This is a genomic window from Citrobacter sp. Cpo030 (assembly GCF_030333005.1).
Classification (GTDB): Bacteria; Pseudomonadota; Gammaproteobacteria; order Enterobacterales; family Enterobacteriaceae; genus Citrobacter; species Citrobacter portucalensis.
On record NZ_JAOWGT010000052.1, the window covers coordinates 24,442 to 38,172 of the forward strand.

Annotated in this window: 9 protein-coding genes; 8 read left to right on the forward strand and 1 reads right to left on the reverse strand. The window is 53.3% G+C overall.

All coding sequences use genetic code 11. The annotated features are described in order from the left end of the window. Positions 1-4 precede the first annotated feature (4 nt). The 5 genes from OGY37_RS09010 (at position 5) to OGY37_RS09030 (ending at position 6,078) form a co-directional block, all read left to right on the forward strand. Complete coding sequence (locus OGY37_RS09010) at positions 5-454, forward strand: flavodoxin (protein WP_286620620.1); 450 nt, start codon at positions 5-7, stop codon at positions 452-454. A 342-nt stretch (positions 455-796) separates the two neighbouring features. Then, on the forward strand, positions 797-2,149 hold the full coding sequence (gene gudP / locus OGY37_RS09015; protein WP_286620622.1) for a galactarate/glucarate/glycerate transporter GudP: 1,353 nt from the start codon (positions 797-799) through the stop codon (positions 2,147-2,149). Between the two features lie 2 nt (positions 2,150-2,151). Further along, positions 2,152-3,492 (forward strand): enolase C-terminal domain-like protein, encoded by a 1,341-nt coding sequence (locus tag OGY37_RS09020; protein ID WP_048215648.1) that lies wholly within the window; start codon positions 2,152-2,154, stop codon positions 3,490-3,492. Between the two features lie 20 nt (positions 3,493-3,512). Beyond that, positions 3,513-4,853 (forward strand): glucarate dehydratase, encoded by a 1,341-nt coding sequence (gene gudD / locus OGY37_RS09025; RefSeq protein WP_003034111.1) that lies wholly within the window; start codon positions 3,513-3,515, stop codon positions 4,851-4,853. An 82-nt stretch (positions 4,854-4,935) separates the two neighbouring features. Beyond that, a complete protein-coding gene (locus OGY37_RS09030; RefSeq protein WP_286553138.1) occupies positions 4,936-6,078 on the forward strand; it encodes a glycerate kinase in 1,143 nt (380 codons plus the stop codon). A 178-nt stretch (positions 6,079-6,256) separates the two neighbouring features. Here the strand turns inward: OGY37_RS09030 and barA are convergent, their stop codons facing one another. Beyond that, positions 6,257-9,013 (reverse strand): two-component sensor histidine kinase BarA, encoded by a 2,757-nt coding sequence (gene barA, locus OGY37_RS09035; protein ID WP_126317476.1) that lies wholly within the window; start codon positions 9,011-9,013, stop codon positions 6,257-6,259. A gap of 57 nt (positions 9,014-9,070) precedes the next feature. On the opposite strand from barA, the gene rlmD reads away from it, so the two are divergent. The 3 genes from rlmD to mazG all read left to right on the forward strand — a co-directional run bounded on the left by rlmD (position 9,071) and on the right by mazG (position 13,626). Then, complete coding sequence (gene rlmD / locus OGY37_RS09040; protein WP_286620624.1) at positions 9,071-10,369, forward strand: 23S rRNA (uracil(1939)-C(5))-methyltransferase RlmD; 1,299 nt, start codon at positions 9,071-9,073, stop codon at positions 10,367-10,369. 100 nt (positions 10,370-10,469) lie between these two features. Then, the gene (gene relA / locus OGY37_RS09045) at positions 10,470-12,704 is read left to right on the forward strand and encodes a GTP diphosphokinase (RefSeq protein ID WP_003825690.1); all 2,235 of its coding nucleotides are present in this window, start codon (positions 10,470-10,472) and stop codon (positions 12,702-12,704) included. A gap of 130 nt (positions 12,705-12,834) precedes the next feature. Further along, positions 12,835-13,626 (forward strand): nucleoside triphosphate pyrophosphohydrolase, encoded by a 792-nt coding sequence (gene mazG / locus OGY37_RS09050; protein ID WP_003825693.1) that lies wholly within the window; start codon positions 12,835-12,837, stop codon positions 13,624-13,626. Positions 13,627-13,731: the final 105 nt, after the last annotated feature.

Genomic DNA, 13,731 nt, shown 5'->3' on the forward strand with positions numbered 1-13,731 from the left:
GGTTATGGCGGAAATTGGAATTTTTGTCGGCACGATGTACGGAAACGCGCTGCTGGTTGCCGAAGAGGCCGAAGCTATTTTGACGGCGCATGGTCATAAAGCTACGGTGTTCGAAGATCCGGAGCTTAGCGACTGGCAGGCATATCAGGATAAATATGTACTGGTGGTGACTTCCACGACCGGGCAGGGCGATCTGCCGGATAGCATCGTGCCGCTGTTTCAAGGGATCAAAGATAATCTCGGTTTCCAGCCAAATCTGCATTACGGGGTCATTGCGCTGGGCGACAGTAGCTACGTTAATTTCTGCAATGGCGGCAAACAGTTCGATGCCTTGTTGCAGGAACAAAGCGCCCACCGTGTAGGAGAAATGCTGCTGATTGATGCCAGCGAGCATCCTGAACCGGAAAGCGAATCCAATCCCTGGGTAGAAAACTGGGGAACCTTGCTTAAATAACTCCCTCGCCCGTACGGGCTGCAACCCCCATTTGAACCGCAAGCCGGGCCAGGCGAAGCCGCCACCCGGCAATAAAACCCCAATTACGTGAACTAACTTCCACTACTTTGGGCTTATGCCCCAAACAACTTCTCACTGCCTCCCTAATGTTGTGTTCATGCACGGTGAGGGCAAGTGGCACTCCTTCATATACTTTTCCCGTCAGTTCCCGGAATGGCAGCGAGTCAGAATAAAACGGCCCTGAGCTGTACCAACACTGCCACACACTAACCTCTCATTCTGATCACCCTACAGGTGCTGTACAGAATGAACTGGCGAAAGCCAGGATTCAGGAGTGCAACAATGAGTTCATTAAGTCAGGCGGCGAGCAGCGCGGAAAAACGCACTAACGCTCGCTACTGGATAGTGGTGATGCTGTTTATCGTCACATCCTTCAACTACGGCGATCGCGCCACCTTATCCATTGCCGGTTCGGAGATGGCCAAAGACATTGGTCTGGATGCGGTAGGGATGGGGTATGTATTCTCCGCTTTCTCATGGGCCTATGTTATCGGCCAGATCCCCGGCGGCTGGTTGCTCGACCGCTTTGGTTCAAAACGCGTTTATTTCTGGTCCATCTTTATTTGGTCCATGTTTACCCTGTTGCAGGGTTTTGTCGATATCTTCAGTGGTTTCGGCATTATCGTTGCGCTGTTTACTCTGCGTTTCCTCGTCGGTTTAGCTGAAGCGCCCTCCTTCCCCGGCAACAGTCGTATTGTGGCGGCGTGGTTCCCGGCACAGGAAAGGGGCACGGCGGTCGCTATCTTTAACTCTGCGCAATACTTTGCCACCGTTATCTTCGCGCCAATCATGGGTTGGCTGACCCATGAAGTGGGCTGGTCGCATGTGTTCTTTTTTATGGGCGGCCTCGGGATCATTATCAGCTTCGTCTGGCTGAAGGTGATTCATGAACCGAACCAGCACCCGGGCGTAAACCAAAAAGAGCTGGAGTACATTGCCGAAGGTGGGGCGCTGATCAACATGGATCAGGCGGCAGCCAAAACTAAAGTGCCGTTTAGCGTGAAGTGGGGGCAAATCAAACAGCTGCTGGGTTCACGGATGATGATCGGGATTTACATCGGCCAGTACTGCATTAACGCGCTGACCTACTTCTTTATCACCTGGTTCCCGGTTTATCTGGTGCAGGCTCGCGGTATGTCGATTTTGAAAGCTGGCTTTGTTGCTTCGGTTCCGGCCATTTGCGGATTCGCCGGCGGCGTGCTCGGCGGCATTATTTCCGACTGGTTGATGCGCCGTACCGGTTCGCTGAATATCGCCCGTAAAACGCCAATCGTACTCGGTATGCTGCTGTCGATGGTGATGGTGTTCTGTAACTACGTCAATGTGGAGTGGATGATCATCGGCTTTATGGCGCTGGCCTTCTTCGGCAAAGGTATCGGTGCGCTGGGATGGGCGGTGATGGCTGATACTGCACCTAAAGAGATCAGCGGTCTGAGCGGCGGTTTGTTCAACATGTTTGGCAACATCTCCGGCATCGTCACGCCAATTGCTATCGGCTACATCGTAGGGACCACCGGCTCGTTTAACGGCGCGTTGATTTACGTCGGGGTACATGCGCTGATTGCGGTGGTGAGCTACCTAGTGCTGGTGGGCGATATTAAACGTATCGAATTGAAACCTATCGCAGGACAATGATGATGACAACACAATCGAGTCCCGTTATTACCGATATGAAGGTCATCCCGGTGGCCGGTCATGACAGCATGCTGCTCAATATTGGTGGGGCGCATAACGCATACTTTACTCGTAATATCGTGGTGCTCACCGATAACGCCGGAAATACCGGTGTCGGTGAAGCGCCTGGTGGCGAAGTGATTTATCAGACGCTGGTGGATGCGATTCCACAGGTGTTGGGCCAGGAAGTCGCGCGCCTTAATAAGGTGGTGCAGCAGGTGCATAAAGGCAACCAGGCCGCTGATTTTGACACTTTTGGCAAAGGCGCCTGGACCTTTGAACTGCGGGTCAATGCGGTAGCGGCGCTGGAAGCCGCATTGCTCGACCTGTTGGGTAAGGCGCTGAACGTGCCGGTTTGTGAACTGTTAGGGCCGGGCAAGCAGCGCGATGCGGTCACCGTACTCGGCTATCTGTTCTACGTGGGCGATCGCACAAAGACCGATTTACCGTATCTGGAAAGCACGCCGGGAAACCATGAGTGGTATCACCTGCGTCATCAGCAGGCGATGAACAGTGAGGCGGTGGTACGTCTGGCTCAGGCTTCGCAGGATCGCTACGGCTTTAAAGATTTCAAACTCAAGGGCGGTGTACTGCCTGGCGAACAGGAAATCGACACCGCTCGCGCGCTGAAAAAATGCTTCCCGGATGCACGTATTACGGTTGATCCCAACGGTGCCTGGCTGCTGGATGAAGCCATCTCCCTGTGTAAAGGGCTGAACGATGTTCTGACCTACGCCGAAGATCCATGTGGCGCTGAACAGGGTTTTTCTGGCCGCGAAGTGATGGCCGAGTTCCGCCGTGCAACCGGTCTGCCGGTAGCAACGAACATGATAGCCACCAACTGGCGTGAAATGGGCCATGCGGTGATGCTGAACTCAGTAGATATTCCGCTGGCCGATCCGCACTTCTGGACCCTTTCTGGCGCGGTACGCGTGGCACAGTTATGCGATGACTGGGGCCTGACCTGGGGCTGCCATTCTAACAATCATTTTGATATTTCCCTGGCAATGTTTACCCACGTCGGCGCTGCTGCACCGGGTAATCCAACGGCTATCGATACCCACTGGATCTGGCAGGAGGGCGATTGCCGCCTGACCAAAAATCCGCTGGAGATTAAAAACGGAAAAATTGCGGTACCCGATGCGCCCGGTCTGGGCGTGGAACTGGATTGGGATCAGGTACAGAAAGCGCATGAAGCCTATAAGGCGCTGCCCGGCGGCGCACGTAATGACGCAGGCCCAATGCAGTATCTGATCCCCGGATGGACTTTTGACCGTAAACGTCCCGTTTTCGGCCGCCACTAATTTTGAATAAGGACTTAATTATGAGCGCACAATTTTCTACCCCATTGGTTACCTCTATGCAGGTTATTCCGGTTGCGGGTCATGACAGCATGCTGATGAACCTGAGCGGCGCACATGCTCCGTTCTTCACGCGCAATATTGTGATTATTAAAGATAACTCCGGTCATACCGGTGTGGGTGAAATTCCCGGCGGCGAAAAAATTCGCAAAACGCTGGAGGATGCGATCCCGCTGGTGGTAGGTAAAACGTTAGGTGAATACAAAAACGTGCTGAATGCGGTACGTAATACTTTTGCCGATCGTGATGCGGGCGGCCGCGGTTTGCAGACCTTCGATTTACGTACCACTATTCATGTGGTTACTGGGATCGAAGCGGCGATGTTGGATCTGTTAGGTCAGCATCTGGGCGTAAACGTCGCCTCTTTACTGGGTGATGGCCAGCAGCGTAGCGAAGTTGAAATGTTGGGTTACCTGTTCTTCGTGGGTAACCGTAAGGCAACGCCGCTGCCGTACCAGAGTCAGCCGGATGAGAAATGCGACTGGTATCGTCTGCGTCATGAAGAAGCGATGACCCCGGATGCGGTAGTGCGCCTGGCGGAAGCCGCATATGAGAAGTATGGTTTTAATGATTTTAAACTGAAAGGCGGCGTGCTGGCCGGGGAAGAGGAAGCAGAATCTATCGTTGCGCTGGCGAAGCGCTTCCCGCAGGCCCGCGTCACGCTGGATCCGAACGGCGCGTGGTCGCTAAATGAAGCGATTAAGATCGGCAAATATCTGAAGGGTTCTCTGGCCTATGCGGAAGATCCGTGCGGTGCCGAGCAGGGCTTCTCAGGTCGTGAAGTGATGGCGGAATTCCGTCGCGCCACCGGTCTGCCGACCGCCACCAACATGATCGCCACCGACTGGCGTCAGATGGGGCATACGCTGTCGTTGCAGTCTGTTGATATCCCACTGGCGGACCCGCACTTCTGGACCATGCAGGGTTCTGTCCGTGTGGCGCAGATGTGCCATGAGTTCGGGCTGACCTGGGGATCGCACTCTAACAACCACTTTGATATTTCGCTGGCGATGTTTACGCATGTTGCGGCGGCGGCTCCGGGTAAAATAACCGCTATCGATACCCACTGGATCTGGCAGGAAGGCAATCAGCGCTTGACCAAAGAGCCGTTTGAAATCAAAGGCGGCATGGTGCAGGTTCCGGCAAAACCGGGTCTGGGCGTGGAGCTGGATATGGATCAGGTCATGAAAGCGCATGAACTGTACCAGCAACATGGACTGGGTGCGCGTGATGATGCGATGGGTATGCAGTATCTTATCCCGAACTGGACGTTTGATAATAAGCGTCCGTGCATGGTTCGCTAAGTGATCCAGGACCGCTCCTATAGAGTGAGCGGTTTTGCTCCTGGTGTATGCTTAACATAGTCAACATGCGTAAGGATGCTTTATGAAAATAGTAATCGCACCAGATTCCTATAAGGAAAGTTTGAGTGCGCTTGAGGTGGCAACGGCTATAGAGCAGGGGTTTCGTGAGATCTGGCCCGATGCGGATTACGTGAAGATTCCGGTTGCAGATGGCGGTGAAGGAACGGTCGAAGCGATGGTTGCCGCAACGCAAGGTCACCTTGTGCATGTTGATGTTACCGGCCCTTTGGGCAACACAATTCAGGCATTTTATGGTTTATCCGGTGATGAGCGCTCGGCGTTTATCGAAATGGCGGCCGCCAGCGGACTGGAACAGGTTCCTGCGGGATTACGCGATCCGCTGAAAACGACATCCTGGGGAACCGGGGAGTTAATCCGTCATGCGTTGGACGCAGGCGTTGAGCATATCATCATTGGAATTGGCGGAAGCGCCACCAATGATGGCGGTGCCGGGATGGTGCAAGCGCTGGGAGCAAAATTGCTGGATGCGCAAAATAACGATATTGCCCATGGCGGGGCTGGCCTCGAATCGCTCGCCCGAATTGATATTTCTCATTTAGACCAGCGACTTGCCGCGTGTCGTATTGAAGTAGCCTGCGATGTGACCAACCCGTTGACTGGAAAAGAGGGCGCTTCTGCGGTTTTTGGCCCGCAAAAAGGGGCGACGCCGGAGATGATTACCCGCCTGGATCGGGCACTCACGCACTATGCGCAACTCATTGTTCGCGATCTGGACGTCAACGTGCTGGATCTGGCCGGCGGTGGCGCTGCTGGTGGTATGGGGGCGGCACTCTATGCGTTTTGCGGCGCACAGCTACGCTGCGGTATTGAGATAGTAACGGATGCGTTACACCTCGACGCCTGCGTTGAGGATGCGGATTTGGTGGTGACGGGTGAAGGGCGAATCGACAGCCAGACTATTCACGGTAAGGTTCCGGTTGGCGTGGCGAAAGTCGCAAAGCGTTACAACAAACCGGTTATTGGCATTGCCGGTAGCCTGACGGCGGATGTCGGTGTGGTCCATGAGCATGGGCTGGATGCGGTTTTCAGCGTCATCTACTCCATTTGTACCCTGGATGAGGCGCTGAAGAACGCGAGCGACAACGTACGAATGACGGCGCGAAACGTAGCCGCAACGCTTAAAGCAGGGCAGCAATTACGCTGAGTTGTTAGCCGCATTCGGCGATGTGCCCGATGCGCGACGCTTATCGGGCCTACGGTAAACAGCGAAACCTGTAGGCCGGAGAAGGCGTTTACTGACCGATGCACGACGCTTATCGGCTCTACGGTAAACAGTGAAAACTGTAGGCCGGATAAGGCGTTTACGCCGCATCCGGCGAATATTACCCTAACAACTTCTTCGCTTCGCGTGCAACGTTGTCCATCTCATCCAGAAGCTCTAAAAACTCAGGTTCCAGCTCTTCTTCTTTGGTTCCACTGCGTAGCTGTTGTTCAATGAGCTGACACAGGTTTTTCATGCGGGGGACACCACTATAACCACAACTGCCGTGCAGCTTGTGAATCATATCCACTAGCCCTTCGGGGTTCTCTCCGACCAGTTGCTCTTCGATTTTGTTACGCACCTCAGGCAGAAAATCGATCAGCATTTGCAGCATATCCCGCGCCAAATCGTTCTTACCCGCGGCTTGCCTTAATGCCAGTTGCCAGTCGAGCGTCGTGTTCGGATTGACGACTGGCTCAAGAGGTTCTGCGGTGAGTGCCCGCAGCGATGTGCTTGCACCCGGTTTGTAACGTAACAGCAGATTATGTAGCTTATCTTCCTCGATAGGCTTCGCAAGGTAATCGTTCATCCCGGCGCTGAGCAGCTTCTCTTTCTGCCCGGCCATCGCGTGTGCGGTGACCGCAATGACAGGTGTCTGCTGTTGATGAGGAAGCTGGTGGATAAGTTCACAAGCGCGAATGCCGTCCATATCAGGCATCTGAATATCCATCAGGATCAGATCAAATTGCATTTGTCTGGCGCGATCCACCGCCTGATGCCCGCTGTCGCAGAGCACGACGTGCTGTACCTTATCTTCCAGCAATGCGCCAATCAGCTTGAGGTTCGCCGGGTTGTCGTCTACCGCCATGACGGTCATCGCGATTTTGCTCTCGTCTAACAGCAGCGGATCCGCGCTGTGGTTCAGCTGACAATACTCTGTCAGCGCAGGCAGTAAGCGGGTTGAGGTGAGAGGTTTCAACAGACACGCCGCCGCGCCGCCCTGTTTTAACTTCTCGGCGTTAATCTGCGCATGGCAAGGGAGGGCCAGTAACAAAAAGTCGGTCATCGCCGCTGCGCTTGCCAGCCGCTCATGCTGCATGGTGAGCGGTTCGCGTAAAGTGACCGGAATGCCGAGCAGCAGAATATCGTAGTGATCCTTCGGCAGCCCGGAGAATGAAGGGCTGTAAATCACCTCCAGCGGTGTTTCACTCAATATATCTAACGTGCATTGTGCGGCGGTGGCGTTAGGTTCGACGTAGGCCAGTCGTTTACCGGCCAGGCAGAGCGTGGTTGAGCGGTCAACGAGAACATTAGGGTTAAGATCGAGGCTGATATGGAACCAGAACGTGGAGCCCCGGTTCGGCTGGCTGTGGAAGGATATATCCCCACCCATTTCGTTGACCAGTTTTTGCGTAATGACCAGGCCTAGCCCGGTTCCGCCATGACGCCGGGAAATACTGGCATCCGCCTGGCGGAAGGCCTGGAACAGACGGGATTGATCGCGCTCAGGAATACCGATCCCGGTATCGCGGATTTGTACTTCAATTTGCACTTTCGTGTTACTAAGGGCTCGCTTCTCGACCAGGATGTCGATGTTGCCGCCTTCGGTAAATTTGATGGCATTGCCGACCAGATTGGTGATCACCTGCTGTAAACGCAACGGGTCACCGATGACGTTGTCCGGTACGTCATTCTTAATATTCAGCGTCAGCTCAAGCCCTTTATCATGGGATGAATGTGCTAACAGCGTAACGACGTCATCCAGCGTGCTGCGCAGTGGGAATGGAATGCTTTCCAGAATCAGCTTGCCCGCCTCAAGTTTGGAGAAGTCGAGTACATCATTGATGATGGCTAACAGATTGTTGGCCGAGCGTTCAATGGTATTCAGATGATCGCGCTGTGTGGTGTTGAGTTCGGTTTTTAGCGTCAGACGGGTGAAGCCAATCACGCCATTCAGCGGTGTTCGCAGCTCGTGGGACATGTTTGCCAGAAACTCAGACTTAATACGTGCCGCTTCCTGGGCGCGTTTCTTCGCCAGATCCAGCTCGACGTTCTGGATTTCCATCTGCTCCAGCGTTTCGCGCAGGTCAGAGGTGGCCTGATCGATGTTGTGCTGCATCTCTTCATGGTAAGCCGCGAGAGACATTGCCATCGAGTTGATGCCATTTTTAAGCATATCCAGCTCGCCCAGCATGAAACCTTCCACGCGGCTGTCGAGCTGTCCTCTACGTATTCGGTCAACGGTATTCACCATATTGCGAATCGGGCCGGTCACGTCGCGCATAAGACGCCAGCCGAAAATTAACGCGATACCAATACAAAACAGCATCATTACGCTGGAGATAAAGATCTCTTTGTACTGCTGCAATCGTACGGACTTAAGGTCCAGCTCAAGCGCCACATACCCCAGCATATTTTTGGTGTTTTTGGCGTCGCTTACGGCGGATTCATCCGGTGAATAGCTTTCCGATATAATAGGGGTTCGCAGGATCATGATATCCCCGTGCCGGGTGACGCTCAGCTTACGGGGAAACGGTGAACCGGTCGCCAACTGCATTTCAGACGGATCGAGATGAAAATTAGAGGTGACGAACAGTCGGTTATTTTCGTCATAAACAGAAATTGCCCGCACGATATCGGAATGGCGACGATGCAGCACGCTGATAAGCTGGCCGATGGATTCCCTGTTTTGCAGGTTCATGCCATATTCGCTGGAGACCGCGAGTGGTTCAATGATGCTGGCACCAGCATCTTCCAGTTGACGCTGCAAGTCGTTATAGCGATGCACAACAAAAAAGATACTGAGCAACAAACCTATCAGGACGGTCGGGGCCAGGATCAGAATCATCATGCGTGCGCGCAGGCTGTAGTTGGTCATGGAGTTCCGTTATGGGACAATTAGGGTCACACTGTTAAATAGAGAAATATCTCGTCGATGGCGCAATTCTACTCTGCAAAACGACGCGTGACGACGCGTCAGATCATAACCGTTACCGTCAATGACCTCGATCCTTTTGGTCAGGGCGTCGCTCGCCATAACGGAAAGGCGTTGTTTATACCGGAATTGCTACCCCAGGAAAGCGCCGAGGTGGTGATTACCGAAGATAAAAAACAGTTTGCCCGCGCGCAAGTAAAACGACGTTTAAACGACAGCCCACAGCGTGAAGTGCCACGTTGCCCGCATTTTGGCGTGTGCGGCGGTTGCCAGCAGCAGCATGCCAGCATCTCATTGCAGCAGCGTAGCAAAAGCGCGGCGTTGTCGCGTTTAATGAAATGTGAGGTGTCGGATGTTATAGCTGATGCCCCGTGGGGCTATCGTCGTCGCGCACGTTTGAGCCTGAACTATCGGCCAAAAGAACAAAAATTGCAGATGGGGTTTCGCAAATCCGGTTCCAGCGACATTATCGATGTCAAACAATGCCCTATTTTGGTGCCCCAGCTTGAGGCGTTATTGCCCCATCTCAGAGCGTGTCTGGAAAGTCTGCAAGGGTTACGCCATCTAGGCCATGTTGAGCTGGTACAGGTGGGAAGCGGAACCCTGATGATTTTGCGCCACACGGCGCCATTGAGTGCTGCGGATAAAGAAAAACTGGAATGCTTTTCGCATTCTCAGGGGCTGTCTTTGTTTCTGGCCCCGCAAAGCGAGATACTGGAATCAATATCAGAAGAATCGCCCTGGTATGACTCAAATGGACTACGGTTAACCTTCAGCCCGCGCGATTTTATTCAGGTCAATGAAGGGGTAAACCAACAAATGGTCGCCCGTGCGCTGGAATGGCTCGATGTACAACCTGAAGATCGTGTACTCGATCTGTTCTGTGGCATGGGCAATTTTACCCTACCGCTGGCAACTCGGGCAGCAAGCGTGGTTGGTGTGGAAGGTGTTCCTGCGTTGGTGGAAAAAGGCCGAGAAAACGCGCTGAATAACGGATTACACAATGTGACATTCTTTCATGAAAACCTTGAGGAAGATGTTACCCGACAGCCGTGGGCGAAAAACGGATTCGACAAAGTATTGCTCGATCCTGCGCGTGCGGGGGCTGCAGGTGTGATGCAACATATTATAAAATTAGAACCTATACGCGTTGTTTATGTATCCTGTAACCCAGCAACGCTGGCTCGTGACAGCGATGCTTTGCTCAACGCTGGATACGCCATACGGCGACTGGCGATGCTCGATATGTTTCCGCACACTGGACACCTGGAATCAATGGTCCTGTTTGAGCGTTTGTAATGAATTTTGTACCCATTGGATTTCGGGTTGTAATGCAGCATGAAAGACAATGGGTAGGGCTTGTCGACTTCGACAGGCCTGGCCCCTTAAGGAGAGGACAATGGTTGCGGTAAGAAGTGCACATATAAATAAAGCTGGTGAGTTTGATCCAAAGAAATGGATCGCGAGTCTGGGGATCTCCAGCCAGCAGTCGTGTGAACGCTTAGCCGAAACCTGGGCGTACTGCCTCCAGCAGACACAGGGGCATCCGGATGCGGATCTGCTGCTGTGGCGTGGCGTGGAGATGGTAGAAATTCTCTCTATGTTGAGCATGGATATCGACACGCTGCGTGCAGCAATGCTGTTCCCTCTGGCTGATGCCAACGTGGTCAGTGAAGACATCCTGCGCGAGAGCGTGGGCAAATCTATTGTTCATCTTATCCACGGTGTGCGTGATATGGCGGCGATACGCCAGCTTAAAGCCACGCATACCGATTCAGTTTCTTCCGAGCAGGTCGATAACGTCCGCCGCATGCTGCTGGCAATGGTAGATGACTTCCGCTGTGTGGTCATCAAGCTGGCAGAGCGGATTGCCCATCTGCGTGAAGTGAAAGACGCGCCGGAAGATGAACGCGTTCTGGCGGCAAAAGAGTGCACCAATATTTATGCACCGCTGGCCAACCGTTTGGGAATCGGGCAATTAAAATGGGAGCTGGAAGATTATTGCTTTCGTTATCTGCACCCGGCTGAATACAAACGCATAGCCAAGCTGCTGCATGAACGACGTATCGACAGGGAACATTACATTGATGAGTTCGTCGGTCATTTGCGCTCAGAGATGAAAACGGAAGGCGTCAAAGCTGAAGTGTACGGACGTCCGAAGCATATCTACAGTATCTGGCGCAAAATGCAGAAAAAGCAGTTAGCCTTCGATGAACTGTTCGATGTACGCGCAGTGCGTATCGTGGCAGAGCGTTTACAGGACTGCTATGCCGCACTCGGGATAGTACATACTCACTATCGCCATCTGCCGGATGAGTTCGATGATTACGTTGCTAATCCGAAACCCAATGGCTACCAGTCAATCCATACGGTTGTGCTGGGGCCGGGCGGGAAAACCATCGAAATTCAGATCCGTACCAAACAGATGCACGAAGATGCCGAACTGGGCGTCGCGGCGCACTGGAAGTACAAAGAGGGTACCGCTTCAGGCGCGGCGCGTTCTGGTCATGAAGATCGCATTGCGTGGCTGCGTAAGCTGATTGCCTGGCAGGAAGAGATGGCGGATTCCGGTGAAATGCTGGATGAAGTCCGTAGCCAGGTCTTTGATGACCGCGTGTACGTCTTTACGCCAAAAGGCGACGTTGTAGACTTACCTGCGGGCTCCACGCCGCTCGATTTTGCTTACCACATTCATAGCGATGTGGGGCATCGATGCATTGGCGCGAAAATTGGTGGGCGCATTGTACCGTTTACCTACCAGCTGCAGATGGGCGATCAAATTGAAATTATCACCCAGAAACAGCCAAACCCAAGCCGCGACTGGTTGAACCCTAACCTTGGCTACGTAACCACCAGTCGTGGGCGTTCGAAGATCCACGCCTGGTTCCGTAAACAGGACCGCGATAAGAACATCCTTGCAGGTCGCCAGATCCTCGACGATGAGCTGGCGCATTTAGGCATCAGCCTGAAAGAGGCGGAAAAACACCTGCTACCGCGCTACAGCTTCAATGAGCTGGACGAGTTGCTGGCGGCGATTGGTGGGGGAGACATCCGCCTCAACCAAATGGTGAACTTCCTGCAGGCGCAGTTTAATAAGCCAAGCGCTGCCGAACAGGATGCCGCCGCACTGAAACAGCTTCAGCAGAAAACGCAGGCACCGCAGAGTCGTCGTAAAGACGACGGTCGTGTGGTGGTGGAAGGGGTAGGTAACCTGATGCACCACATCGCCCGCTGCTGCCAGCCGATTCCAGGCGATGAGATTGTCGGGTTTATTACCCAGGGACGCGGTATTTCCGTGCACCGGGCGGATTGTGAACAGCTGGCTGAGCTGCGCTCCCATGCGCCGGAACGTATTGTTGATGCGGTCTGGGGCGAAAGCTACTCGGCAGGGTATTCGCTGGTGGTTCGCGTCCAGGCCAACGATCGCAGCGGCTTGTTACGTGATATCACCACGATCCTCGCCAACGAGAAGGTGAACGTGCTGGGAGTTGCCAGCCGAAGTGATACCAAACAACAGCTGGCCACCATCGATATGACCATCGAAATTTATAACCTGCAGGTGCTCGGGCGCGTGCTCGGCAAGCTGAACCAGGTACCGGATGTGATCGACGCACGTCGCTTGCACGGTAATTAATGATTTTGTAGGCCGGATAACCTTGTAGGCCTGATAAGACGCGTTAGCGTTGCCATCAGGCATTGCTATGTTGCTGGGTGTCGGTTGTCGCGTTATCCGGTCTACTATATTGAAATTTCAGGACATTCCAATGAATCAAATCGACCGACTGCTCGGTATTATGCAGCGCCTGCGCGACCCGGAAAACGGCTGTCCGTGGGACAAAGAGCAGACATTCTCCACTATTGCTCCTTACACTCTCGAAGAAACCTATGAAGTGCTGGACGCGATTGCGCGTGAAGACTTTGACGACCTGCGCGGAGAGCTGGGCGACCTGCTGTTCCAGGTGGTGTTTTACGCCCAGATGGCGCAGGAAGAAGGACGCTTCAACTTTGATGATATTTGTGCTGCGATAAGCGATAAGCTTGAACGCCGTCATCCACATGTTTTTGCTGATGTTTCTGCCAGTAACAGTACTGAGGTTTTGACCCGCTGGGAAAAAATCAAAAGTGAAGAACGTGCCCAGAAGGCACAGCATTCCGCACTCGACGATATTCCCCGCAGTTTACCGGCATTAATGCGCGCCCAAAAAATCCAGAAACGCTGCTCAAATGTTGGCTTCGACTGGAAAACATTAGGACCGGTTGTCGACAAGGTTTACGAAGAGATCGACGAAGTCATGTTTGAGGCTAAGCAGGCTGTTGTCGACCAGGCTAAACTGGAGGAGGAAATGGGCGATCTGCTGTTTGCTACGGTCAATATGGCCCGGCATTTAGGCACTAAAGCAGAGACCGCATTGCAGAAAGCGAACGAGAAGTTTGAGCGGCGTTTTCGTGAAGTTGAGCGAATTGTGGCTTCGCGCGGTCTGGAAATGACTGGTGTTGATCTGGAAACTATGGAAGAAGTCTGGCAACAGGTAAAACGGCAGGAAATTGATCTCTAAGGGATTTCGTCGGTCAAGGGCGATTTGTGTGATTTTTTAAATAACAAGCGCTTGATTTACGTCAAAAACATTTACCCCAAAGGGGCTATTTTCTCACTCCCGATG